Source organism: Cytobacillus firmus (genome assembly GCF_023657595.1).
GTDB classification, from domain to species: domain Bacteria; phylum Bacillota; class Bacilli; order Bacillales; family Cytobacillaceae; genus Cytobacillus; species Cytobacillus firmus_B.
In genome coordinates this window covers 1,915,119-1,940,275 of the sequence record NZ_CP098323.1, presented here as the reverse complement: position 1 = coordinate 1,940,275, position 25,157 = coordinate 1,915,119, and the positions used below count along the sequence as shown (strand labels likewise).

Here is a 25,157-nt window from a genome sequence, read left to right as displayed (position 1 = left end):
TCCTACATTTTTTTACAAAAAAATTCCTGATTACGAAGAAAACACAAAAAATTTGTATCTTCTTCGTAATCAGGAATTATTGGTTCCTGGTAGAGACCTCCAAACCATATTATTGGAGTTATACGAATTTGAGTATTTCATTAGGTTTTTTAAAAGAATAATTAAATTTAACGTTATTGTCAAGGAGTTAGATAGATGAACATGTACTATATCTTAAAGCAGCTACTGCAATACAAAATCAAACATAATACAAAATAGCTTCGATAATACAAAAATTAACATATTGGCTTTCTTGTTATCCTTTATGCGAGTCTCATCTTAAAATCTTCATAACCAAATTGATGCACGATGCAATACTCCCCGCCCCTTTTTTTTAACAGGGATAGCTGGTAATGGCATACCGTTAAAAGTATTGTTTTTTACCATTGTGTATACCGCCATATTCCCAAAAATCAAACGATCTCCATTTTTTAACGGCTGATCAAAAGAATAATCTCCAATAGTATCGCATGAAAGACAGGTTTGTCCGCCAAGACGATACAAAAATGGCTTCTCCCCTGCTTTTCCTGATCCGAATAGAGAAGGACGGTAAGGCATTTCAAGCACATCAGGCATATGACAGGTTGCAGAGGTGTCAAGGATGGCAACCTCCATTCCATTTTGAATTGTATCAAGTACAGTCGCAACTAAATGTCCTGCATTGAAAGCCACTGCTTCTCCTGGTTCAAGATAAACTTCTAAACCGTATTTATCCTGTATTCTCTTGATACAAGCTTCAAGTCTCGGAATATCATAATCTTCTTTTGTAATATAATGACCACCGCCAAAGTTGATCCATTCCATGCTTGGCAGCCAAGCTCCAAACTTTTCCTCTACTGCATCAAGGGTTGTTTCCAAATCATCAGAGTTTTGCTGACAAAGGGTGTGGAAAGGCAGACCTGATACACCTTCAAGCAGTTCAGGACAAATATGCTCCTTGGTTACTCCAAATCGGGAACCTGGTGTACAAGGATCATAGATGGAACTTTCACCTTGTGTAGAACACTCAGGATTGATACGCAACCCTGCTTTTTTACCGGAATGGAGGACTTTTTCTTTATATTTTTCAAGCTGTGAGAAAGAATTAAAGATAATGTGATCACAAACGGAGATAATTTCATCGATTTCATCATCGCGATAAGCAGGGGAATAGATATGATTCTCTTTACCCATTTCCTCATGGCCTAGTAGAGCCTCGAATAAACCGCTTGCTGTTGTCCCACTTAAATATTTCCCAATGAGAGGATACATTGCCGTCATTGAAAAAGCTTTTTGTGCTAATAGAATTTTACATCCTGTACGTTATATGACTCCCTTTAAGATTTTTAAATTTTGTTCAAGAAGAGCTTCATCGATGACATAACATGGTGTTGGTAATTGTTCAAACCTCATAATTTCCGTCTTTCTGCGGCTCTAAGCGTTTTAGAGGCTCAGAGTCCACAATGACTGGGTTAAAGTCCTCTTTCCACGGAAGTCCCCATTTGTTTAATGCTTCCATGAATGGATCCGGATCAAATTCTTCAATATTAAATACACCTGGCTTATTCCATTTTCCAGTCATAAGCATCATTGCACCAATCATCGCAGGAACTCCTGTTGTGTACGAGATTGCTTGAGAACCCACTTCTTTATAGCATTCTTGATGGTCACAAACGTTATAAACATAATACGTTTTATCTTTTCCTTCCTTTTTCCCTTGAAAAATACATCCAATATTTTTTTTACCGACTGTACGTGGACCAAGTGAAGCAGGATCTGGTAATACAGCTTTTAAGAATTTAAGTGGGATGATTTGTTTTCCTTCAAATTCGATTGGTTCAATACCTGTCATTCCAACGTTTTCAAGGCATTTGAGATGAGTAAGATAACTTTGGCCAAACGTCATGAAGAAGCGGATGCGTTTAAGTCCCTGAATGTTTTTTGCAAGTGACTCAAGTTCTTCGTGGTACAGCAAATACATTTCTTTCTCGCCAATTTCAGGGAAGCTATAAATGCATTTTATTTCCATTGGCTCTGTTTCAATCCAATTTCCATTCTCCCAATATCTCCCTTTAGCAGAGACCTCCCGGATATTGATTTCTGGATTGAAATTTGTTGCAAACGGATAACCGTGATCACCTGCATTACAGTCTAGAATATCAATATATTCAATTTCATCAAAATGATGTTTGAGGGCAAAAGCAGAGAAAACACCAGTTACACCCGGGTCAAATCCGCTTCCTAAAAGAGCTGTTATACCAGCTTTTTCAAATCGTTCGTGATATTCCCATTGCCAATTATATTCAAATTTTTGCTGTATTCTCCGGCTCGTAGTTTGCTGTATCCAGGTAGTCCGTTTTTGTTGCCAGACAAGCATCCATGATGGTTAAATCTTGATAAGGTAAAGCTAAGTTCATTACAATATCTGGATTAAATTCTTCTATTAGCGCGATTAGCTCGTACACATTGTCTGCATCAACCTGAGCTGTTTTAATTTTCGTTTTTCCACCTTTTAGTTTATCCCTTAATTCATCACATTTTGATTTTGTACGGCTTGCGATACAAATCTCTTCAAATATATCACTGTTTTGGCAGCATTTATGGATGGCTGCTGATGCTACTCCACCACAGCCAATAATAAGTGCTTTACCCATTTTCTAATCTCCTATCTTAATAGATTTTTCAAATGAAAGAGAGAAGCCGATAACAAACTAACCAGCGATTCCTCTGCAAATTAGATTGCTAATTGATGTGGTGTCATTGCACATTAATATCTGCTATTCAATCCATTTAAGTCTTTGATGCAGCATTCCATCGGAGCCTTTATTTTCTCCCGTGACAAAGTCAGTCATATAATAGGTTAAATATTCTCCGTATTTGCTTTCAGTATTGAGTAAAAGCTCATCTACATAATAGATGCCCATAGGAAGATCATCCAGGGTCAACGTCGCAATGGCAGCATAAATGCCGCAAGCAACCTGGAAGTATGTTGCATTTGTTTTGAACTTCGGATAAATTTCATTGCTTTTCATTACGTTATACATAAACTTTTCCTTATCCTCATAAACCAAAAGCACACCAACAAGGTCTTCACCTTCAACCTCACCTGCATCCGGATCAATCAACCTTTGATTCCAACCCCATAGGTTGTCTACATTCGCCAAATTATTCCTGATTAATTCCGTTGTATATTCATTGACACGATAAATAAACCCAAATTCTATATCAAATAATTCACCTAAAGTTATTACTTCTTCATGTGGCATCAGACAACCGTAAAATTCTTTTTCGCCTAACCTTACCTTAAACTCCATGGCATATACATCTTCATAAAAATAATGCAGCAAATGATGATGGGCAAACATGGGATAGCTTAATATCGCTTCATCCAAGAAGCATTCCACAGACCAGGAAGTATAGATAGTGTTAGGTTGGATTAATTTTTTATCTTTAAAAAAGGAATTATCATGCTCCACAATATAGCACGCTATGGGCTTTTGGACCGGATCTTCCTTCATCAGTTTTAACGCCATCCATTGTACCACACCAGGATTCATACCAGAGCCAACAATCGCCTTCATATTGGTGAGATTTTTTTTGCTATCTTCAAATCTAATATATCGCTCGGTGAGTGGGAAACCATATAGACTATCATCCTCATCGACCTTCGTATTCTCCAAGGCTGAATTGATATAAAATACACCTAATTTGCTGCAGCAATTCATCATCTCGTTTGTATCTGCCCAGGATACATCAATGACTACCTTCGTTTTTGTCTTTTTTAAATGTTCCATAAAGTTGCTTACATCCATGAGATCAAGCTGGTAAATGTTAATTTTATCCGCAAGGTTGGGGAATAATTGATCGTAATACTCTTTATCCTTTTGTTTGATATCAATTAGATGAAGCTGGGATTTGCTGATTATAGGGTATATAGGGTCACTTTTATCTTCGGCGGATTGATTTAGAATGGCTAATACCGCTTTTGCAACACCTCCACAACTCCCTAATATGGAAATGGAAAAGGGCCTTGTCCCATTAAACATTTTTACCACTCCTTTCTTTGAGTCATTTATTTCAGCAGTGCAAATTATCTATTACTTTCTAACCAATATATGATTCTAATGATTGAACCGTATATACTTCTGTCTATGAATGATAGAGAAGTTAAAAATAATCATATGAAGTAAATAATGGTGTTTTATCAACTCTAGAAGGCAGTAGTTTAATATAAACAGGGGTATTCCAGCAATGGATCATATCTAGATTGAAGGTGAGAAAAGTACTAATATATTCTATAATCGGGGGCGTACCTAAAGAGCAGGAACAATTTTTACTATTAAGGCAGGGTTATTAAAGAAGAAGCCCTGGTCAAAAAAGATGTATTCAAATGAGTACAGGCAATAAACTGCTTAAGCAATCAATCTAACACCTTTTTGAATATGTCTGGGCTATCTAACAAAACAGCATAATACACAGTTTAATGGTCCCTTCCCTCTTTCTAAGTTTGCCAGTTTTATTTTAATAAAAACTTAAGTTTACTTATCTTATTACTGAGATATATAGCTGCAAGAGGGAAGGAAGTCATCTTCTGTAGCTTATTTATTTGCAAAATGAATCGTTTTAACATGCTGCATATTTATAAAGATATTGTCCTGTTTAGCAGTCACAAGTTCGATGAAATTATTTTCCAGGCTGGCCACTTTCCCAATTGATTGGTAATACTCGCCTAAATTAATAATAATTAATTCCCCAGCCATCTTTTCAATTTGGACCTCTAAGGATCTTGCTAATGAAATATTGGCTGGAATTAACGGGAGCTTTTCATTGCCGAGCCCATAAGGTCTCAGGTCAGAAACATAAGGTATTAGCCATTTTAAATGATATAGAGAAATAAGCATTGTTTTATAAACAGGGGAATAAAACACGAAATAATTATTCATTATGCTGGTAACATATCCGTGAAGAGCCTGGTTGCCGGATGTATAAATTTCAATGAACATTCCTTTGGATGAATTCAATATTTTTCGTAAAGATAGCGAATCTTGATGTTCAAAATTTGGCGATTCATTTGGCGGGTTAATTGTTATTTCATTCGTTTCAAGAACATGCATATCATGGACATGGGCAGTTGGAATATATAAATAATCTTTCCCGTCAAACAACACAAGGATATCGCTTCCAATGTCGATTAGTATACCTGTCACTGCTTTTTTTCCCGATATTTTTAACTTTAATTTTTCTCCTATGGAATTGCTTAATAATTTTTTCAAAAAAGCACCACCTTTCTATACAAAAAGCCATGTGATCCATAAATAAAGAGCAAGGATACTTATTAACAGGGAAAAGGGAATAACCATTAAAGTCACTTTTAGATATTGTGCCCATGTAACTTTGATAGAGTGGCTTTTTAAGATATGAAACCAGATTAAAGTAGCTAGAGTGCCTACTGGCGTTAAAAGTGCACCTATATCACTTCCAATTACATTAGCGAGATATGCAATCTGCAGCAGGTATGTTTCCAAACCCATTTCTGTAATAGCAATTGTTCCAATCATAACCGCAGGAAGATTATTAAAAAGGTTGGACATAACTGTAAGCAGTGAACCCATTATAAAACTGGCATATAAAGGATCTCTGTGAATATAATCTTGTAAATGTAGAATAAGAAAATCATTTATCCCTACATTTTTCAAACCGTAAACGAGGACGTACATATTGAATGCAAATAGAAGGATGTGCCAAGGGGTTTTTATAATGATATCCTTCATGCCAATTCCATTTCTATACCACCTGATTAAGATTAGTACAAATGCGCCGGTTAATCCAATCCATTCAAGCGGAATTCCGTATGACGAAAGAACAAAAAAGCATATCCTTGTAAGGACTACTATGAACAAACTAACCTTGAACATCCACCAATCAATGTTTTTATGCCAGGCTGATTGATCGAGAGGGTGGCTATATAAAAATGCAGAAGAGGTTTTGTCCAATTTCAAAGAAGTATTTAGTACTTTTTTGGGAAGATCTCTTCTAAAATAAAGGTAAAGTAATAGTCCCAAGGTAAAGATTCCAATCATGGATGGTACGAACATCATTTCAATATAACTATTAAGGCTTAAACCAACAATTTTTAAGGCAATTAAGTTCGAAATATTACTTACTGCAATGGGAGCACTTGCAGCCGTAGCAATAAGTGCTCCAGAAATTAAATATGGGAACTTTTGGTGCGGTTTGAGTTTCAGTAGAGTAACAACGTGAATAATAATGGGTGTGGTAATAAGGATGCTGCCATCGTTGTTAAAAAACATGGTCATTAAAAAGCATAATACCATAATGTAAAGGAATAGCTTCAATCCAGAACCTCTGGATCGGGAAACTATATTTATTGCTATCCATTTAAAAAAACCAATACTTTCTAACACGATTGACATCATTATGGTTGAGATAATGGTTAAGGATGCACCACTTACAATATTAAAAATAGCTAGAATGTCTGTTAGGGGCACAATCCCTATTAGTAAAGTGATAGCTGCTCCTATGGTAGTGGGTATCGTTTCATTAATGCCAAAAGGTCTCCACAACATAAATATTATTGTCAGTGAAAAGATAATTATCATAAGCAAAACTTCTGAGCTACCCATTTATTTTTCCCGCCTCGCTTCGAGGGAGAAGGGCTGTGTGAGGTACTTTTGCATCAACCAATCCCTTCTCTGTTTCCTGTTTGATTTTAAAAGGAGGCTTGAGAAAAAAGTAATAAAATAATGTGCCAATTAGGGAGAAATAGAGAAACATATTAAACATGAATTATCCTCCTTTCATTTTAATTGTTCATGCAATTAGACTCACCTAAAACCAGGCTCATTTTTTGCTTGCTTTTCTTTTTTCTCCACTTTCATGAGATGCATTTGAACCGAAAATCGAATAATCAGGACTCTGTGTTTTTTCTCCTCTTTCTCGAGAGCGAAAATTATCTGTATTTGATCCGAATATAGAATAATCTTTATTTGATCCGAAAATCGAATAATCAGGACTCTGTGTTTTTTCTCCTCTTTCTCGAGAGCGAAAATTATCTGTATTGGATCCGAAAATCGAATAGCTATGCATTTTTGTTGTTTCTCTTCCTTGATCTTTGCTTCCATTGCGGTCATTTGATGTGTCAGCATTATTTGAAGCACTTGAATCTTTATTAGCATCTTTATTTGTATCTTTATTGCTTTCTGAATTCTTTGTATCCCCATTACTGTTATTTTTTTGCTTATTTTCATCTGAAGATGTAAGTGCTCCTTGTTTGTTAAAAGTATTGATGTGTAATGTATTGAAAATAATCTGTTCATCCTTTTTGATTAAAACTGCACAGTCATCCACTATTTTGCTTAAGATGCCTGAAAATTCATTTTGTCCATTGATAGAAACCCATTGATGTTTTAACTGGCTTAATGCATCAGTTAAAAGGTTGGGACGTTCTGTATTCATTGGTGCAACCCCATAATCACTAGGTGCAGCAATGTTCTTTTTATAGACTTTTGTACTTTTGGAAATCCCTTTAATATTTTTGAGTTTGTAATAGACCGGAACATTCCCTTCTGATGCCATTTCTACATAATCGTCTTGAATGCCAGTCAGCAAACCTTGAATTGTGCTTCCCTCAGTTGTATACAGTTTAACTTTGAAACCAATTAAGTTATTTAAAGCCAATCTGAATTGACTATTTTCCATTTTTCCTTCTCTCCTTACTTAATAATTTTCATTGGTCCATAGGCAGTTATTTCTTACTTTCTTTTTTTTCTGATTTCCCTTCTTGCCCAGCTTCCTTCTCTTCTTTTTGAGAATTCTCTTCCCCATAGCTTAGGCCCCGGATATGATACACTGGTAAATGGATAATCTCATCATTACTAATAAGCGTAATGATATCGCCATTCATATTTTCCACTACACCTTCAAGCTTTTCAGGACCTCCTCTATTAATTCTCACCCACTGATACTGGAAATTTTGCACCAAGTGTTCAAATGTTTCACCTGTGACATACTCCATAGCTTGAGAGGATTCACTATTCTCAAGAGTTTCCTGTTTTGTGCTTTCTGTAAAGCTTTTAATGTGCTGGCTTCGCACGTAAACTAATCCATCACCTTCTGACCATAAAACCAAGTAATCAGAAAATACATTCAGGATTTTTCCAGTTACAGAGTCTGGACCTTTTCTATTAATTTTTACTGTCTTTCCAACCATTGAACTTAACATCTCCATACTCAAGTTTCTTCGCCTCCTAAGGGTTTTTAAGCTTTTCTAAGCTTTTGTAATATATAAATATGTATCATGGGAGGACATTGTACATGCATTTTGCCTATTATAATTAACCTGTTTTTAATAAATTTAAAGTTTTTCTTTGTTGTTAAACTATTTTTTGTCTTACATCCAAAAACTAGATATTAAAAATAATGGATAATATATTAACTCAAATCCAGAGGAGACATTGCAATTGGTCCATCTCTTTTTTAATTAACAAATGTTAATGAATTTGCAGTAAGTCAAAATAGTTTTTCATTTATTTGCAAAAATAAGCTGCCCATTTTGAATGAGCAGCTGAAATAGCGGATGATTTAGTGTTTCCTTTTTTTACTGAAAAAAAGCGCTTTGTCCCCTCAGTCAAGATCGTTCCCTGAGGGGAAAAGCACCATTTATTCCTATCTACAACTTCACTTCAACCGGACGAACTGACTTATCCTCTTCACGTAGAACAGCAGGTTTCTTCGACCAATAAGTCGCCAGAATCGGCCCTGAAATGTTATGCCAGGCAGCAGCCAGAACGCTTGGCAGTGCTGCCAGCGGCCCAAAGTGTGCGGTCGCAAGCGCAACGCCAAGACCTGAGTTCTGCATGCCCACCTCAATAGCAATCGCTCTCCGGTTTACTTCATCCTGACCAAGCACTTTTCCTGCAAAGTAACCAAGGAGGAGTCCGAATCCATTGTGGAGCATGACGGCTGTAAAAATCAGAAGACCTGATGCGGCAATGGTTGCCGAATTGCCTGAAACGACTGCAGCTACAATCGTGATAATAGCCGCTACCGAAATAAGCGGTAAAACAGTTAAACTTTTTTCCACGGCTGCGGGGAAGAATTTCTTGATGGCTAATCCGAGAACAATCGGCACAATGATGACCTGGACAATAGACATAAACATGGCAACAGCATCAACCGGCATCCACTGTCCCGCAAGCAGCAGGAGAATCAGAGGTGTCATGATTGGCGCCAGTAAAGTTGAAACGGAAGTCATGGCGATGGACAATGGTACATTTCCCTTTGCCAGATACACCATAACGTTAGAGGCCGTTCCCCCTGGTACACATCCGAGCAAAACAAGTCCCGCTGCCAATTCTGCCGGCAAATTCAAAAGTTTCGCAATGACGAAAGCGACAAGCGGCATGATAATGAACTGTGCACAAACACCGATTAACACAGGCAGAGGTTTCGTAAAGATGATTTTAAAATCGACTGCCTTCAGTGTAAGCCCCATTCCAAACATGACGACGCCGAGAAGGATGGTGATATAGCCTCCCAACCCTAAAAATGGGTCTGGAAACATAAAGGCAATAACCGATGTTAAGATAACCCACACAGCAAAATATTTTCCTGCAATGGTACTGACCGCTTCTAATACCTTCATATCATCACGCTCCTTCTTTTGTCTTTAAGATTTTATTTGGATTAAAAAGGTTTTCCGGATCCAGGGCATTTTTGATTTTTTCCATAACCTGAAGCGCCAGACCATGTTCTTTTTGCTGATACTTCTGCTTGCCTACCCCTACACCATGCTCACCCGTACATGTACCGCCCCGTTCGAGAGCATAGAGGACAATTTGTTCATTGAACTTTTCTGCTTTTGCCACCTCTTCGGGATTACTCATATCAATCATCAGGAGGGTATGGTAATTTCCGTCCCCCACATGTCCGACGATTCCTCCAGGAAGTCCCAGTGTATCGACCGCTTCCCTCGCATGGCTGATAGCGCCAGAAAGTTCTGAAATCGGCAAACAAACATCCGTCACCATCATTTTCTTTCCGGGATGGCCATGGATATAGGCATAGGCAAGGTTATGCCTGGCCTCCCATAAGCGATTTCTTGCTGCATTATCGGTTTCAAATTCAATATCGATACAGTGATGGTCTTCGACTATTTCTCTTGTGAACGCGACATCCTGCTTCAAACCGGCTTCATTGCCGTGAAACTCCAAAAAGAGTGTTGGACTTTCGTTATAGTTCGTTTCACTGAACAGGTTCACCTGCTTCATGGATGGTTCATCGACAAGCTCAACCCTGGCAATCGGAACACCTGCCTGTAAAATGGAAACAACCGCTTCAACCGCATCGTTTAATGAAGGAAAAGAAGCTCTTGCCGCCGTCACATGCTCCGGAATTCCATATACTCTTAATGTCAGTTCCGTAAAGCAGCCAAGCGTCCCCTCAGAACCAACGAATAATCCATTCAAATGGTATCCGGATGAGGATTTAGCAGCTAAATTGCCTGTATGTATGATCGACCCATCAGCAAGTACCACTTCCAGATCACGCACCTGATCACGCATGACTCCATATTTCACAGAAGTAGTTCCGCTGGCATTCGTTGCCGCCATTCCGCCAAGCGTAGCATTTGCTCCCGGATCCACAGAGAAGAACAGTCCATACTTTTTCAATTCCTTGTTGAGCTGTGTGCGGGTCACGCCAGGCTGTACCCTAACAAGAAAGTCATTCTCACGTACTTCCAGAACTTTATTCATAAGCGAAAAATCAATCGTAATTCCATGTTCGTACGGTATCACATGCCCCTCAAGACTGGATCCCAGTCCAAAAGGAACAATTGGAACTTTATATTTGTCTGCCAGCTTCACAATTTCACTGACCTGCTGGGCCGTTTCCGGAAAAACAACCAGGTCAGGAAGACTCTCCATATGGTATGATTCATCCCTGCCATGCAATTCTCTTACTGTCTGATTTTCTGTCACCTGCTGCTCAGTAAGAAACTCTCTTAAAGCCTGCAGGAGGCTCATACTCGCTGTTTCCATCCTATACTCCTTCTTTCTTATTCGGGGAATTTGGTCAAACCAATGTTATAATTGGTCCAACAAGTTAAATTAATTATACTAACTTATCAGAAAAATTCAATTATTTATTTTATTATTTTTATAGTATTGATTAATAGATTTTAGGTCTGTTACATTTAGGAAAGTAAGAGAGGCCTATTTTGAAAAGAGGGTACGGGGAATGGCAGAGAAAAAAAAGACCTATCTGGTTTTAGCAGATAAATTGACAGAATGCTATTTGGGAGGAAATCTTAAACCAGGTGAACGGCTGCCTTCAGAAAGAGAATTGGCAGTTCAATTCAATGTCAGCCGGACAACCATCAGAGAGGCACTCAGAACCCTGGAACTGAACGGGCTCATCGATATCCGCCAGGGAGGCGGAAGCTACGTTAAAGTCTCTGATATCCAATCAAGTAAAGAAGAGATCATTACAGCTGTCAAAGCAGAAAACCCGCTGGTATATGAAATGCTTGAACTGAGGCGTGCACTGGAAGCTGAATCCTCCTTCCTTGCAGCCAAAAGAGCCACTCCCGCAGACTTGGAAAAGCTGCGAATAGCAGTAAATCAAATGGCGCTGTCCAAACAAGACCCCGAATTAGGGTTAAAAGCAGATCTGGACTTTCACATCAGAATTGCCGAGGCCACCCATAACTCGATTTTCATTGAATTGATCCATACCCTCAAAGGACATATGGAAGAAACCATTAGAGCTACCCAGAATCATCGGTTCAAGGATTTGTCACGATACGAGGATACCATCGAGGAGCATAAGGAAATTTATTTGGCTATTGCTTCTGGAAATGGAGATAAAGCAAAGGAATTGATGGAGGGGCATATTACAAAAATTAGGGCGGAACTGGTGGAGTCGATGATTTTATAAAAACAAGCAGACACCAATCAGGTACCTGCTTCTATCAGCTCAGTTTGCAGCTCTATTTCATCGTCTAAATATTCCGTTGTGCTATACCCATAAATCTCCAGTGACTTAGGAGTTACTTTCTTGCCATGTATCTTTGTACTTTGAACAGTAAAGAAGTGACGGGGCTGTTCCATTACTTCGTATATTTTTGGGGTAATCTTTTTCATATCGTATTCTTTTCCATTTTTATCAACAATAATTCCTTCATGATCCATTTCCATTGAGGAATCATCACCTTCTTCAGTCACTATATTGTAATGAAGTGATTCATACGCCCGATTCTTTATTTCGTGATTGCTGAAAACAACAGTAGCAGACTGACCCATTTCCACCTTATCTATTGAGATGGTACTGCCCGCATATTCAAAGGTTTGCGGATATTCCTTGGAAGCATTAAGGTCAATGGTTTTATTGTCTACAATTGACAAATAAACACTATCGAATAGAACTTTGACTTCATTGGTTTCTTTTTCAAATAGAGGTTCAAAATGCGCCTGAAACTTGCTCCATCTCAAATCATTCTGGGCGTGCACGTATGAGTTCCCGTATAAATCAGGTTCAGCTACTTTATTGTTAATCTCCAGATTTTTAAAATTGATCATTTCGATCCGCTTCTCGGGCTGTTCATTTTTGAGACCATATTGCAGGATTGTCCCTGTTGGAGCAAGTATTAGTTTATCTATCAAGACTGCTGTCCCCTCAATTTCAACTTCTTCATCCAATGCATACTCGACTGATGTTTTTTTTGTAACAGGAATATCAAATTTCCAATCACCTTCTTCGGGCACCATATTCACATATGAATCTGAGGAGTTTCGTTTTAATTTCAAAACCTTTTTTATATTGAGCTGAATGGTGGCTTCATTTTCTTTCACAGGCCTCAGACTCATTTTCCCATGATAAATGTTCTTTTCCTTTTTATTAAGATCTGACTCCATATCTGGTGGAATGTACATAGGATAGGTATTTGCCACCATTATTTTCATTTCGTCCTCAATAAAAATGCCATCATCAATGTTAATCATATATTGATTGTTGTCATTGGTATCTTCTATTTCATAAAAAATAAGAGTTTGAATCTCATCAGCAATCACACTCTTAATTTTTATTTTAACCCCATTGCTTTCAGCTTCCAGCCCCAGCCTTTCACCTAAATCCTCCTGAAGAAAAACGCGCAGCTCCTTATTTTCTTCCGTCAATGAGTAATAGATTTTTGAAAAAATCCCGGTGAAGTAACCTGTACACATAAATAAGACGAAGACACTTGCAGAAATAAATCCAATTCTTTTGCTTTTCTTCTTCTTCAGCTTAATAAAATTTTCCCTATGTGAGACTCGTTCTTTTACGTTTTCCATGAAATCTGCAGGTACGTTGAATGTCTCAATGGTTTCAGAGAAGTTCAATATGGTTTCCTGCAGAGATGCCAGATCATCCTGGCAGTTATGACAATGATAGATATGCATTTCAAAATCGATTTTCCGCGGCCGTTCCAGTTTTCTTTCCAGGTAATCCATGTAAAGCTTTTGGTATTCCTTGCAGCCCTGATAGCATTCCCCATTTCCCAATCCTTTTCTGAGTAATTGGAATCCTGAAAATAAAAGCTCCTTAATCTGTTCAGGTGACACTTGGAGAAGCTGTGCTGCTTCCTCCCTGGAGACCCCTTTTATATAGGTTAAGACCAGCATTTCTCTTTCCTGCTCTTTTAACTGCTGCAGTGCATCAAAAATGCTTTCCTCTGAAGCTTTTAAACTATTATCAATAGGAAGCTCCCGGCAGACTTGGATAAAAATAGATAGAACCCACATCTCAAAAGATGTGCTGTTTTTAAATTTTGGCAGCTCCTTATGCACCTGTAAAATGGCCCGATAAAAAAGCTCCTCTATCTTGCCTTGGTTCCCAAGATAAGACCAGCCGAGTGCATAAAAGGATCGCTGATGGTGTTCAAACCAGTTAACGATGGATTTTATTTCTTTCACACTTATCGTCAATGGTAATATAGGATTATTTTTTTCTGGAATGATCAAGATCATTCTCCCCTTTATCTATGCCTTATTATTTATATACCTGGTTTTATTATAACGACTAAAGTAAGTTTGTTCACCAAAATTTGGATAAGAAAGTCATATTCCCTTTGACAAATTAAAAAACTCGTTTTGCAGAAATTCTGCAAAACGAGTTTACCAAACTATCTATTCCCCTCAGCATTGGCAGGCTTTACCGCCTCCTGGACCCTCGACCAAATATCTGAAAGCCCCAGGCTGAGAACCATCCAAAACGTGAAAATGAACAACTGCCTATACTGTTTCATATTATATAAACTGAAAATGTACAGTTAGGAGCAATGATATGCAAAAAGAAAATAAACAGCCAATTCAAGTGGTGAATATTCCGAGTCCAAGCTTGAATTCCAAGCTTGGTAGATATTTTATAGGAAAAACAGAATTATTGAATTTTGGCGGAGGATATTACGCCTGGGGCGGCATAGTAAACCCTATTAAATCTGGAGTCAATCTATATATCGATCTTTTTACCATTACAAACTTTTCAGATCAAAATTTTATCAGTGAAATATGGTTAAATGCCGATCCGCCTAAAAATGCAGTTGACTCCTTCAATGTAACTCCAACAAATCAGGCTGTTTCACCACCGCCAACACCAAAGGCGATAATGAAGAATGCTGGTTATTCCACTGAACCCATGACTAAAGGTGTGAATATTTTTGATAGAATTGTTACTCAAAATTCCACCCTTGTAAGTGATTCACACAACGGCTCAATAATTATTGGCCCCGGAGGCTCCTTCTCAATACTTCTAAGACCACCGGGATTTCAATACATCGCAGGGACAATCGTTTTGACCTGGTGGGAAGAAAAAGCATAATCTTTTCATTTAATCTGGTTAATTAAAAGGACTGCAGAATATGTATAGAAATAACTTCATACCTAACGAGGCGGCTTTTTGCGAATAAAAAGCCGCCTTATTATGTCATAATTTACAGGTGAAATATCTATGCTACTTCTCATTCCATGCTGGTGCTGGCCATACAACCCTTGATTCAGCAACAGATAATGGCCATATTATTTTATATTCCTGATTGATAATTTGAGCCAGTAATGCATCAGCTAATATGTTCTGCCCGTTTGAATCAAAACGAACGCCTTTCCATGGCATTATTAAACGTTTTCCTGGAATGTTGGTACCAAGAAGAGCTCTTTTTATTTCATCTTTATTAATACTTCCAGCCCGATTAATTGCATCAGCCAGAACAAAAAATCCTGTAAAGCTGCGTGCATTGGTTTCATTCATATCTTCATTATATTTAGAACGGTATAGGTTATTGACTTCCGTTACGATTGGTTTGACTCTTCCCAAACCCAGTGCCCAGGCAACACGACTAATAATGTATTTACCATCTTTTCCTGCTGTTTTTAGAAATTCAGGTATGGTGTAACCTGCATTTTGGACAACTAGCCCTTCAGGAAACCAATTTAACGTATTAAGGTCTTGAACTACTTGTGTTGCATCAGATAGAAATTGGTGGCCAAAAACAACTTGTGCCTTACTCTTTCGAATCCTATCGAGCTCATCCAATAGTAACGAAACAGGCGGGGTATACATTTCAAATTCTACAAGCTCGCCTGAGAACTTTCGAATCAGACTTTTTTCAATTGCAGCTGCCTCTAACCCAAAAATAGAATCCTCAGTCAAAATAGCAAAATTTTTAATATCTCTGCCTCTGTTTCTTAGAAATTGAAATAGTTCAAAGAAAAGATTAGTATATAAATGGTCATTTGGTGCTGTTCTAAAGAAATACTGATAATCCCTCTCTGTAAGCGATGGTGCAGATGCTTCCGGGGCTAAAAAAGGAACTTTTTCCGCTTCAGCGATAGCAGAAGCTTGTAAAGTTACACTACTTTGATAAGAACCAATCAGTGCTGCAACTTTTTCTTTTACAATTAATCGTTCAGCTTCTTCTCGACCAATTGCCGGAATACCCTGAGAATCTCCATAAATCACCTTAATTTTCTGATTCTCTAATAAGGGAAGGCCCTTAGTACGAGCTAACGGTAACGGCAAATCGTATCGATTATTTACTATCTCAACAGCCAAATCAATGGCTTGGCGAATATCTTTCCCAACAGCAGCCAAAGAACCTGTAAATGGATAAACGGCTCCAATTTTTAGCTCTCTTCCCTCTCCCATATAATTCTTCCTCCCTAGCTTTAACCTTTAAAAGATAAAGTCACTATTTACTTATATTCAATAAATAAAAGATGGTTTACAACAACCTCTTTTCTTAAAAACCGATTATAATCATGATTAGAACGTTTAATGCTCACCTATGAATCATACATTTAGTAAAAAAACTCCTGTTGCAGAAGTACTTAGACTTAAAAAGTTAAGTCCTCTGCAAAGGAGTTTTTCCACTGAAAAGCTATCTATATCCTTCAGCATTGGCCGGTTTCCCCACCTCCTGGACCTCAACCAGATATCTGAAAGCCTCAGGCTGGGAACCATCCAGATCATGAAAATGATACATTTTCGCCAGCTCCCCGCTTGAAAAGGATCCGCCGTTCAACCGATTTTTATCAGAATCTTTTGCAATGGCACTAATTGCCCGTCCTATATACCTTGGTGTTTCAGATATTACAAAATGAGGCTCCTTTTCGGCGGCATCCTTCCAACTCTCCTCTGTGACCCCAAACACCTCGAGCATAATTTCAGAGCGCATCCATCCGGGTGAAACAGCAACCGCGGTGCAATCATAAGGTGAAAGTTCATGGGCCAATGCTTTGGCCATACGGATGACAGAGCTTTTGGCCAAGTCATAATACAGAGACACCCGGTAGCGATGTTGGTTGTACTCTTCTGTTCCGTCTGTTATTTCTACTACTAATCCCCCTTTGTTTTTGATTAAAAGCGGAAGGGCATAATGACTTGTGATAATATGAGTATCAATCGCCAGCCGAAGCATTCTCATTCCCTTCTCCATGGAATGCTCCCAGACAGGAATGTCCCATTCCATCAAATTTTCGCCTCCCCATATATCATTAACGAGGATATCCAGCCTGCCCTGTTCTCTCTCAATCTTTTCAATCAATGACTGCACCTGATTCGGTATAAGATGATCCACTTGAACAGCTATTCCAGTTCCGCCCAGCTCATTGACCAATTCAGCCGTTTCCTCAATGGTTTCCTTGCGTCCATATTCCGACGTCTGTTTTCGTGTTGTACGGCCTGTAACATATACCGTGGCACCTGCTGCACCGAGTTCCATAGCGATGCCACGGCCAGCTCCCCGTGTTCCGCCGGCTACCAGCGCTACCTTACCTTTTAATGATGTCATTCCGATCTGCCCCCTTTTGTGTTATATGTATACTATAATCATTAATGTTGACATCTAATGTCATATTTAAAACTTTTTTATCAGGAGTGAACAGATTGCGCGCAGACAGACTCATTGCGATCGTATTATTGCTTCAAAATAACGAAAGAATGACCTCGAGGGAATTGGCAAAAGAGTTAGAGGTAACGGAGCGGACCATACACCGGGATATGGAAGCCTTAAGCGCCGCTGGCATCCCTGTCCTGGCTGAACGGGGAAAATTCGGCGGCTGGAAACTGCTTGAGAATTACAGAACAAATCTTACCGGATTAAAAGCTGCTGAAATCACAACACTGCTTCTCTCCCCCTCCTTTGAGCACCTTGCAGACCTTGGCATCAGTAATGATTGGAAAGAAGCACGACAGAAACTTCTGGCCGCTATTCCTGCTCCACTAAAGGAAGGTGTGAAGGACATTTCCAACCGTATTCATATCGATACCAGCACGTGGAGGGAAACACCACGGGAATTGAAATCTTTTGGAATCGTCCAGCAGGCGGTTTGGGAGGAGAAAAAACTTCAAATCAAATACGAAAAAGCAGATAAACAGACAAGCGAAAGAATAGTTGAGCCGTTAGGACTGGTCGCCAAAGGGAACACTTGGTATCTTATAGCTGCTTCTGATGCAAAGATAAAAACCTACCGTGTTTCAAGAATAGTTGATGCCGAGCTGATTAATGAAAACTTCAGCAGGCCAAATCACTTTGATCTCGCTGACTATTGGCAGGAATCGAAGCAGACATTCATTAGCAGCCTGCCAAAATTTGAGGTTGATGTGGAGATTTCACCAGCCATTATCAGGCGAATTAATTTTACTGGGCGTTTTGTACAGGTTCTGCACACGAATAAACCTAGTGACAATGGGTGGATCCCAGCAAGTCTATGCTTTGACACGGAACAAGAGGCCGGGGAATATATACTAGGGTTTGGGAATCAGATTAAGATCATCCATCCTGTTTCACTTAAGGAACGTGTAAAGGACTTAGCTGAGAGTGTTGTTCAATTATATAAGGAAAATGAGGAATAGGAAAATTACGCAGAAAGGATAGACGCATGATTCCCTATCACTAAGCGAATAATCACTAATTGAACAAATAAAGCCTTTCTCCAAGTTCAGAAACTCATTTGCTGTGGATTAACTTTTAGTGGTGGCGATGATGAATCAATCATGCTTGATAGCCAGAGAGTACAGCTATCATAAAAGCGATCTAGGACATTACTTCCTAAAAAAATAGTTTTCTTTTTTATAGATTGAACTCCAGCAGGATTCTATCCGTGAATGTAGTAGTCCAATCATTATTGGTTATATTCTTGAATAAAATATAGAGACCCATTTACCTGGTTAGTAATAGCAGACTTACGAATGCCTAATCAACCTATTTCGTTTACATTTATGTTGTAATATAGAATATTCAGACTATTTAAGGAGAATAGTAGATGAAACAAAACATTATTGACATTGTACAATCACAAGTGATTGCATCAATAAAGGAAGAAGGCGACCTGGAAAAGGCAATCCGTTCAAAAGCCAACATGGTCTTCATCCTTACCGGAAATTTGATTACCATGAATGGATACCTGAAAAAACTAAAACAAGCCGGCAAGATTACGTTCATTCATATTGATTTCATCGATGGACTGTCCAACACGAAGAGTGCTATTAAATACATAGCAGAAATCTGGCAGCCAGCCGGCATTATCACAACTAAGAGCAACCTGATTAAATATGCAAAAGAAGAAGGCCTAATGACAATCCAGCGCCTTTTTCTTATTGACCGCAATGCACTGGTCAAAGGAATCGATATCGCACATAACTGTAAGCCGGATGCAATCGAAGTTCTTCCAGGTCTCATGCCATCTGTCATTGATAAAATGACGACCATGACTGCCCTGCCAATTATCGCTGGTGGCTTGGTCAGTAATAAGGAAGACATTTTGAATGGATTAGGAGCCGGTGCACTCGCTATTTCCTCTGGGGATCCAAAGCTCTGGAATTTGGATCTCTAACCAAATAGAGCTCAACTCCTATGGGTTGAGCTTAAACTCTTTTCACGCATATCTTCTGACCTTTCTGCAGACGGAGTATATTTTCGTTGCCTCGATTATAGTACAAATGCTGCTTCACATTAATAATTATTCTAATAATTCAGGATATAATTAAAAATCCTACTAAATACGCATTGTCACTCCAAATCCCTCATTGTATGATTAATTAAATATTAAAATAGCGGGTAGAGATGAGGAGAACCCTTGTGCAACTGTGTGTACGACATCGTACATTCTGTTGTCATGGGTTCTTTTCATTTTTCATAAAAGCCTTTTGAAAAGGGGGAAATAAAGTTGAAAATTAAATTCATAAGATGGGGAGCTGTGTTTATTCTTGTTTTAGGGTTAGGAGTCCTACTAATGCCAGCACAGGATGCCAAGGCAGAAGAGGCAAGCGTACCCAGTCTGTTGATCACGGAATTAATTCCAAATACCGATAACTACGAAGGTTATGATGCATTTGAATACTTTGAGCTTTATAACAATAGCACGAATCCCATTGATCTGAAAGGATATCGATTCACCTCCCACAATTGGAATGAAGAAATTGGAGAATCTTACATTTTGAAGCCATGGGATACAGTGGTGGTCTGGACAAGAACCGCAGCAGTCATTCCTATTTCACTGGATGCTTTCAACTATAACTATTTCTATGCCTATAAAAGCAAGTATTTAAAAGAAGAAGATGTAATCACCCTAAGTAATATCAGTGGGCTGGTCAATGGCGGCAATACACTAACTGTATATAATCCCGATGGCCGCGAAGTTATCAAAGCCAAGTATGAAAAAGATGACGTGTCTCTAAAGAAAACGGTCACGTATACCTTTCCTGAGAACAATACACGGACAATGAGAAAATTAGAAAGCAACCAAAATCCGACTCCAGGATGGCTTGCAGAAGGTCAGGTTCCTGCTCGTCCAGTATCAGATCAAGAAGCCCCAAATCCACCGGCCAACCTGGAAGCGGCCGCTGGGAGCGGAAATGCAGTATTGAGCTGGGACGCTTCAAACGAAACAGATCTATTCCGTTATCATATTTACAAAGATGGGGATTTCGAATATTCCGTAGATGCATCACAGACAGAATTTCCGCTTTACCTGTTAATTGGCAGACAAACGTACACATTACAAGTAAGTGCAGAGGATACTTCAGGAAATGTATCGGAATTATCATCGCCTGTGCAAGTAACACCGGAACACCAAGTCATTACCCAGCAGGAACGATGGAAACATCAAAAAGATCCTGCCTACCAAGGCTTATGGGATATTAGCTCGGACGGACCGGTGATTGCAGGATTAGCCGAAGGACTCGTCCCTCAAGGGTTATCCTATTATAAGAAAAAAGACTGGCTGCTGACCATAAGCTACGTTGATGATGCAATTCGTCCTGGTACCATTACCGTTACAGATCGCACTACAGGCAAATTAGTGAAATCCGTTGTCCTTTATAATTCAGATGGCACCCCATATACAGGCCATGCTGGTGGCGTTACCGTCAGTCGCGATCATGGGTGGGTAGCTTCCGAGAACTACTTGTTCAGCTTCAATTTAAGTGATCTGGCAGAAGCTGAAAATAACGAAGAAATCCAGTTCACTAGACAAATTCCATTACCGGTCGAAGCTGCTTACACCGTTTATGATGAAGGCATTATCTGGGTTGGAGAATTCTATGAGGCAGCCTCTTACCCGACTGATCCATCCCACCATATAGAAAACAGGGATGGAGAAATGCACTACGCATGGATGATCGGCTTCGATTTGGAACGAAACAACGACATGCTTTCTGAAGAACATTGGAATGGCTCACCCAACCACAATGCTGTGCCGGATTACGTACTTTCAACGACTGGAAAAGTCCAAGGTGCCATTATACAAAAAGCAGCAAGGAATGGCATCACGCTAAGTACATCATACGGGAGAGCAAACGATAGTGTGCTGTATCGTTATGAATACCCTTTAAAAGAAGATCCTCATTCCTATGCAGCTGTCGAAGGAAAAGAAGTGCCCCTTTGGTTCCTTGATGGACACACTGCAAAAACACGTCAAAGTATCGAAGCCATTCCGATGCCAGAAGGAATTGTGGAAGTACAAAAAGAACTCTACGTTGTGTTTGAGTCCGGAGCAGATAAATATCGCTATACGACCACCTATCCAATGGACAGGATGCTCAAAATCGATATGAAGAAATTAATGAAGGAAGATAAAGGGATCGAATAACACAAAAAAGGAAGCGGAACCCTCTTGCCGCTTCCTTTATAAATGTCATTATAACGATAATAATCCACTCACTGAAGGCAAGACATGATCTGGCTTCCATGGAGAACCCTTTAAGTCCTCCTCGTTCGTAATACCGCTAAGAACAAGTACTGTTTTCATTCCAGCTTCAATTCCCATTCGGATATCCGTTTCGAGGCGATCGCCGATCATTACACATTCATCTGGCATAAGCTGTAAAATTTTCAAAGCTGCTTCAATCGTTAGATTGGACGGCTTTCCAATCTGTACGTCAATCGATTTCCCGGCAACCGCTTCCACAGCACCAATCATTCCGGCACAATCCGGAACATCACCGACCTCCATAGGGCAGGTTCTGTCAGGATTGGTTGCAATCATTTTTGCCCCAAGCTTTACCGACTGATAGGCAAAATTCAAATGATTGTAGTGAAAATCCCGATCCCATGACAGCACAACGACGTCGATCTCTGCTGGTGTCACCCCTTCCCGAAATCCGGCAAGTGCCAGTTCATCTTTGATTTGCTGCTCTCCAATCACATACAACGTGGCATTAGAATGGTGTTCCCGCAAATATTCAATCAAGGTAAATGTCGGATTCAAAATGTTCTCCAGGCTCGCATTGATCTTAAAGGCGCGTAACTTCTCCACATACCGCTGACGCGATTCTATCGTCTTGTTTGTAAGGAATAACACCTTCTTCCCCTCATTGAAAAGGGAGTTGATCACCGTGTCTGTTCCTTCAATCAATTGCTTTCCAAGATATACGGTTCCATCCAAGTCAAAAATATATCCTTTCAAGTTTCTCATTGGTCTCCTCCATCAAATAAAGTAAACTTCAATCAGTGGGGTCTTACTGCATGAAAAAATCCTTGAGCATGACCATTCCTCCAATTTAAAAATTGGATACCGACATACCCAAGGAATCTCATCATCTCTATCCTTGTTTCTATTCACTTATAGTCTTTTTGTCATTAGGTCCTCACCAATGACAATCTTCGAATTGCAGAACTTTGCAGCCTCTTCTTCATACAGTTCGTTATCGGATAAGTGGACGAATACGACTTCACCGACCTTATCCATATCATACTTATTTACAACCTCAACAAGACTGCAGTGGTTACCTGCCACTTTACGGGCAAATGTCGCTTCATGAATTAACAGATCTATATGGTCATACTGTCCAATTCGAGTGTTGATTTCTGTATCACCTGAATAAACGACTACTCGACCAGCGCATCGTACCTCCAGCCCAACAGTAGGAACAGAATGAAGTGCCTTAAAACAGGTGAACGTCATCCCGCCTCCTGACAGCAGCTGCTCTTCCTGATCACCATCAAATGTTTCCACCTCAATGGGAAATGCAATTGGCCACTTGTCAGCCTCCATTGTTGCCACCCATTCGTAAAGCTTTTTCTCATTACGGTAATCACAAAAAAGCCGTAAAGGCTTTTTCCTATTTTCCAGCCACATTCCCCATAGCAATGACGGCAGCCCATAAATATGGTCGATATGAAAATGGGTGAACAACACTGCATCGAGCTCACCTAAATCCACCTTCATCTGCTTCAGCTTCCTGCAAGGATTCCCGCTGACATCGACCAGGACATGATAACCGGCATTCGAAAAACAAATTGACGTATTGTCGCGTTCGGAACCGGGATAGGCACTTCCCGTTCCCAAAAAACGAATATCCATTAAACCACCACCTATTTGATTCCTGAATGCATAAAGCTTGATACAAACTGTTTTTGGAAAATGAAGAAAGCAACCACTAACGGCATGATGACCATTACTGTACCTGCAGCGACCATTCCCCACTGTGCACCCGTTTCATACGATTGTGCAAACAAGGCAAGGCCAACGGTCAACGGTCGAGACTCGACAGAATCTGTGATAATCAGCGGCCACATGAAGTTGCTCCAATGGTGACTGACGGAGACGAGTGCGAAGGCAATATATGTCGGTTTTGCAGATGGAATGTATACATGCCACAGCGTTTGGTACCATTTACAGCCGTCTATTCTCGATGCTTCATCAAGATCGTACGGAACCTGCTTGAATGTCTGACGCAGCAGAAATACTCCGAAAGCGGAGGCCCAATACGGCATCATGACAGCTAGCTTGGTATTAACGAGACCAAGCTGGCTAATAACCTGGTAGTTCGGGAACAACAGAATTTCAGGCTGAATCATCAGCTGGAGCAGGAACAGGATAAACAGTACATTTTTCCCTTTAAAGTTCACCCGTGCAAAAGCAAAAGCGGCAAGCGTGATCGTGAATAACTGGACAATCAGCACGCCAAAAACGATGATGAATGTATTGATGTAATATTGGACAAATGGTGCCGTCTCCCACGCTTTCACGTAGTTTTCAACTGTAGGATTTGAGACCCAGAACGGAAATCCTCCATTAATCACTTGATTCCCCGGAGAGAAGGAAGTGATGAATACCCAAAGCAGCGGGATAAACGAAATGATCCCAAGAACAATAATGATGCCATAGTTCAATTTTTTCATCGATTCTCTCCCTCCTCAGTAATGGATTTTCCGATCAAGATACAGATAGTTGAATGCGGTGATTCCCAGCATGATAACAATCAAAACCACGGTCAGGACGGCCGCTTTTCCAAGATCCCAGTTCGTAAATGCCGCTTCATAGATATGATAGAGCAGGAGATTACTGGCATTATCCGGTCCACCCTTGGTCATAATGTACAAGTGGTCAACGTTTTTGAATGAATTCGTAATTGCTACGATCATGACAAACAGGGTGGTCGGCATCAGCAGCGGAAACGTGATATGACGGAACATCTGGAATGGTTTTGCTCCTTCAATCTCAGCCGCTTCATAAACATCTCTCGGTAAATTTTGCAAACCAGCTAAATAAAAAATCATATAAAAACCGGCATCTTTCCAAATGATCATGACAATCATCGCGATCATGACTGTATTGGGATTCCCCAGCCAGTTGGTGTCCCCTGCACCGAACAAGTGAAGGAAGTTATCGAGCAGCCCATACTGAGGGGTGTAAATGAAAAGCCAAATATTCGCTACCGCAATGAGCGGAATGATCGTCGGGTAGAAAAATGATGTCCTTAGCAAGGAGCTGCCGGCCATTCTTTTATTCAGCCAAATGGCAAGATACATCGCCAGGAGCAAGCTCGTTGGCACAGTCCCAAGCATGAATAGAATGTTATTCAGAATAACCTTCCTGAATATCTCATCAGCTAAAACTTCTTTATACTGATCCAATCCTGAAAACTGCAGCCGGGTCATCGGACCACTGTAGAAGCTTAACTGGATCGACTTGAGTGTTGGGTAAAACGTAAACATTGTTAAAAAAATGAAAGAAGGAAACAGTAATCCGTAGGCGAACAGATTGCTCCTTTTTCCGGAACTGAATTTTCTCCGCTTCGCTGTCATCAGATCTAACCCACCTTTCTTGTGAACAGAGAGAGCCCAAGTCAGTATATTTCCA

At 39.7% G+C, this 25,157-nt stretch carries 20 protein-coding genes, 2 pseudogenes and 1 riboswitch; of the genes and pseudogenes, 5 read left to right on the top strand and 17 right to left on the bottom strand.

What is annotated here, in order from left to right; all coding sequences use genetic code 11:
* Positions 1-46: 46 nt before the first annotated feature.
* A riboswitch (purine riboswitch) is annotated at positions 47-146 on the bottom strand.
* Positions 147-302: 156 nt separating this feature from the next.
* From nspC to NAF01_RS09930, 10 genes and pseudogenes are all read right to left on the bottom strand, one after another.
* A pseudogene (gene nspC / locus NAF01_RS09975) lies at positions 303-1,431 on the bottom strand (carboxynorspermidine decarboxylase).
* Positions 1,421-2,672, bottom strand: a pseudogene (locus NAF01_RS09970) (saccharopine dehydrogenase family protein). Before NAF01_RS09970 ends, nspC begins: the two co-directional pseudogenes overlap by 11 nt.
* 123 nt (positions 2,673-2,795) lie before the next feature.
* Positions 2,796-4,064: a saccharopine dehydrogenase NADP-binding domain-containing protein gene (locus tag NAF01_RS09965; RefSeq protein WP_250802195.1), complete on the bottom strand. Its 1,269-nt coding sequence runs from the start codon at positions 4,062-4,064 to the stop codon at positions 2,796-2,798.
* A gap of 552 nt (positions 4,065-4,616) precedes the next feature.
* Positions 4,617-5,291, bottom strand: coding sequence for a DUF2642 domain-containing protein (locus NAF01_RS09960; protein WP_250802194.1), 675 nt, complete (start codon positions 5,289-5,291; stop codon positions 4,617-4,619).
* A gap of 15 nt (positions 5,292-5,306) precedes the next feature.
* A complete protein-coding gene (locus NAF01_RS09955; protein ID WP_197246328.1) occupies positions 5,307-6,662 on the bottom strand; it encodes an arsenic transporter in 1,356 nt (451 codons plus the stop codon).
* The gene (locus tag NAF01_RS09950) at positions 6,655-6,822 is read right to left on the bottom strand and encodes a hypothetical protein (protein WP_197246329.1); all 168 of its coding nucleotides are present in this window, start codon (positions 6,820-6,822) and stop codon (positions 6,655-6,657) included. The genes NAF01_RS09955 and NAF01_RS09950 overlap by 8 nt, the downstream gene beginning before the upstream one ends.
* Before the next feature lie 57 nt (positions 6,823-6,879).
* Positions 6,880-7,737 (bottom strand): hypothetical protein, encoded by an 858-nt coding sequence (locus tag NAF01_RS09945; protein ID WP_197246330.1) that lies wholly within the window; start codon positions 7,735-7,737, stop codon positions 6,880-6,882.
* A gap of 46 nt (positions 7,738-7,783) precedes the next feature.
* Positions 7,784-8,266, bottom strand: a complete 483-nt coding sequence (locus tag NAF01_RS09940; RefSeq protein ID WP_241746555.1) for a DUF2642 domain-containing protein — start codon at positions 8,264-8,266, stop codon at positions 7,784-7,786.
* Positions 8,267-8,707: 441 nt separating this feature from the next.
* The gene (locus tag NAF01_RS09935) at positions 8,708-9,682 is read right to left on the bottom strand and encodes a bile acid:sodium symporter family protein (protein WP_163141614.1); all 975 of its coding nucleotides are present in this window, start codon (positions 9,680-9,682) and stop codon (positions 8,708-8,710) included.
* A 4-nt stretch (positions 9,683-9,686) separates the two neighbouring features.
* Positions 9,687-11,078: an FAD-binding oxidoreductase gene (locus NAF01_RS09930; protein ID WP_250802193.1), complete on the bottom strand. Its 1,392-nt coding sequence runs from the start codon at positions 11,076-11,078 to the stop codon at positions 9,687-9,689.
* Positions 11,079-11,277: 199 nt separating this feature from the next.
* On the opposite strand from NAF01_RS09930, the gene NAF01_RS09925 reads away from it, so the two are divergent.
* Positions 11,278-11,976 (top strand): FadR/GntR family transcriptional regulator, encoded by a 699-nt coding sequence (locus NAF01_RS09925; RefSeq protein ID WP_250802192.1) that lies wholly within the window; start codon positions 11,278-11,280, stop codon positions 11,974-11,976.
* Between the two features lie 17 nt (positions 11,977-11,993).
* Here the strand turns inward: NAF01_RS09925 and NAF01_RS09920 are convergent, their stop codons facing one another.
* Positions 11,994-14,045, bottom strand: coding sequence for a DUF4179 domain-containing protein (locus NAF01_RS09920; RefSeq protein ID WP_250802191.1), 2,052 nt, complete (start codon positions 14,043-14,045; stop codon positions 11,994-11,996).
* A 316-nt stretch (positions 14,046-14,361) separates the two neighbouring features.
* Between NAF01_RS09920 and NAF01_RS09915 the strand changes: the two genes are divergently transcribed.
* Positions 14,362-14,895: a DUF6143 family protein gene (locus tag NAF01_RS09915; protein ID WP_250802190.1), complete on the top strand. Its 534-nt coding sequence runs from the start codon at positions 14,362-14,364 to the stop codon at positions 14,893-14,895.
* Positions 14,896-15,027: 132 nt separating this feature from the next.
* Here NAF01_RS09915 and NAF01_RS09910 read toward each other — a convergent pair whose 3' ends face one another.
* Together NAF01_RS09910 and NAF01_RS09905 are read right to left on the bottom strand one after the other, a co-directional pair.
* Positions 15,028-16,218, bottom strand: coding sequence for an ABC transporter substrate-binding protein (locus NAF01_RS09910; RefSeq protein WP_250802189.1), 1,191 nt, complete (start codon positions 16,216-16,218; stop codon positions 15,028-15,030).
* A 232-nt stretch (positions 16,219-16,450) separates the two neighbouring features.
* Entirely contained in the window at positions 16,451-17,362 is a 912-nt protein-coding gene (locus NAF01_RS09905; RefSeq protein ID WP_250802188.1) for an SDR family oxidoreductase, read from the bottom strand.
* A 95-nt stretch (positions 17,363-17,457) separates the two neighbouring features.
* Here NAF01_RS09905 and NAF01_RS09900 point away from each other — a divergent pair, with 95 nt between their 5' ends.
* The 3 genes from NAF01_RS09900 to NAF01_RS09890 all read left to right on the top strand — a co-directional run bounded on the left by NAF01_RS09900 (position 17,458) and on the right by NAF01_RS09890 (position 21,662).
* On the top strand, positions 17,458-18,426 hold the full coding sequence (locus tag NAF01_RS09900) for a helix-turn-helix transcriptional regulator (RefSeq protein WP_250802187.1): 969 nt from the start codon (positions 17,458-17,460) through the stop codon (positions 18,424-18,426).
* A gap of 410 nt (positions 18,427-18,836) precedes the next feature.
* Complete coding sequence (locus tag NAF01_RS09895; RefSeq protein WP_250802186.1) at positions 18,837-19,406, top strand: glycerol-3-phosphate responsive antiterminator; 570 nt, start codon at positions 18,837-18,839, stop codon at positions 19,404-19,406.
* A gap of 399 nt (positions 19,407-19,805) precedes the next feature.
* Complete coding sequence (locus NAF01_RS09890; RefSeq protein WP_250802185.1) at positions 19,806-21,662, top strand: lamin tail domain-containing protein; 1,857 nt, start codon at positions 19,806-19,808, stop codon at positions 21,660-21,662.
* 48 nt (positions 21,663-21,710) lie between these two features.
* Here NAF01_RS09890 and NAF01_RS09885 read toward each other — a convergent pair whose 3' ends face one another.
* The 4 genes from NAF01_RS09885 to NAF01_RS09870 form a co-directional block, all read right to left on the bottom strand.
* Positions 21,711-22,487: an HAD-IIA family hydrolase gene (locus NAF01_RS09885; RefSeq protein WP_250802184.1), complete on the bottom strand. Its 777-nt coding sequence runs from the start codon at positions 22,485-22,487 to the stop codon at positions 21,711-21,713.
* A 147-nt stretch (positions 22,488-22,634) separates the two neighbouring features.
* Positions 22,635-23,375, bottom strand: a complete 741-nt coding sequence (locus tag NAF01_RS09880) for an MBL fold metallo-hydrolase (protein ID WP_250802183.1) — start codon at positions 23,373-23,375, stop codon at positions 22,635-22,637.
* Positions 23,376-23,386: 11 nt separating this feature from the next.
* On the bottom strand, positions 23,387-24,196 hold the full coding sequence (locus NAF01_RS09875) for a carbohydrate ABC transporter permease (protein ID WP_250802182.1): 810 nt from the start codon (positions 24,194-24,196) through the stop codon (positions 23,387-23,389).
* Positions 24,197-24,211: 15 nt separating this feature from the next.
* Positions 24,212-25,102, bottom strand: a complete 891-nt coding sequence (locus tag NAF01_RS09870) for a carbohydrate ABC transporter permease (protein WP_250802181.1) — start codon at positions 25,100-25,102, stop codon at positions 24,212-24,214.
* Between the last annotated feature and the right edge of the window lie 55 nt (positions 25,103-25,157).

Excerpts from the sequence above, each read along its gene's own strand:
- NAF01_RS09965 (WP_250802195.1), bottom strand. The coding sequence starts at position 4,064 with ATGTTTAATGGGACAAGGCCCTTTTCCATTTCCATATTAGGGAGTTGT.
- NAF01_RS09955 (WP_197246328.1), bottom strand. The coding sequence starts at position 6,662 with ATGGGTAGCTCAGAAGTTTTGCTTATGATAATTATCTTTTCACTGACA.
- NAF01_RS09950 (WP_197246329.1), bottom strand. The coding sequence starts at position 6,822 with ATGTTTAATATGTTTCTCTATTTCTCCCTAATTGGCACATTATTTTAT.
- NAF01_RS09945 (WP_197246330.1), bottom strand. The coding sequence starts at position 7,737 with ATGGAAAATAGTCAATTCAGATTGGCTTTAAATAACTTAATTGGTTTC.
- NAF01_RS09940 (WP_241746555.1), bottom strand. The coding sequence starts at position 8,266 with ATGGAGATGTTAAGTTCAATGGTTGGAAAGACAGTAAAAATTAATAGA.
- NAF01_RS09935 (WP_163141614.1), bottom strand. The coding sequence starts at position 9,682 with ATGAAGGTATTAGAAGCGGTCAGTACCATTGCAGGAAAATATTTTGCT.
- NAF01_RS09930 (WP_250802193.1), bottom strand. The coding sequence starts at position 11,078 with ATGGAAACAGCGAGTATGAGCCTCCTGCAGGCTTTAAGAGAGTTTCTT.
- NAF01_RS09925 (WP_250802192.1), top strand. The coding sequence starts at position 11,278 with ATGGCAGAGAAAAAAAAGACCTATCTGGTTTTAGCAGATAAATTGACA.
- NAF01_RS09920 (WP_250802191.1), bottom strand. The coding sequence starts at position 14,045 with ATGATCTTGATCATTCCAGAAAAAAATAATCCTATATTACCATTGACG.
- NAF01_RS09915 (WP_250802190.1), top strand. The coding sequence starts at position 14,362 with ATGCAAAAAGAAAATAAACAGCCAATTCAAGTGGTGAATATTCCGAGT.
- NAF01_RS09910 (WP_250802189.1), bottom strand. The coding sequence starts at position 16,218 with ATGGGAGAGGGAAGAGAGCTAAAAATTGGAGCCGTTTATCCATTTACA.
- NAF01_RS09905 (WP_250802188.1), bottom strand. The coding sequence starts at position 17,362 with ATGACATCATTAAAAGGTAAGGTAGCGCTGGTAGCCGGCGGAACACGG.
- NAF01_RS09895 (WP_250802186.1), top strand. The coding sequence starts at position 18,837 with ATGAAACAAAACATTATTGACATTGTACAATCACAAGTGATTGCATCA.
- NAF01_RS09890 (WP_250802185.1), top strand. The coding sequence starts at position 19,806 with ATGCCAGCACAGGATGCCAAGGCAGAAGAGGCAAGCGTACCCAGTCTG.
- NAF01_RS09885 (WP_250802184.1), bottom strand. The coding sequence starts at position 22,487 with ATGAGAAACTTGAAAGGATATATTTTTGACTTGGATGGAACCGTATAT.
- NAF01_RS09880 (WP_250802183.1), bottom strand. The coding sequence starts at position 23,375 with ATGGATATTCGTTTTTTGGGAACGGGAAGTGCCTATCCCGGTTCCGAA.
- NAF01_RS09875 (WP_250802182.1), bottom strand. The coding sequence starts at position 24,196 with ATGAAAAAATTGAACTATGGCATCATTATTGTTCTTGGGATCATTTCG.
- NAF01_RS09870 (WP_250802181.1), bottom strand. The coding sequence starts at position 25,102 with ATGACAGCGAAGCGGAGAAAATTCAGTTCCGGAAAAAGGAGCAATCTG.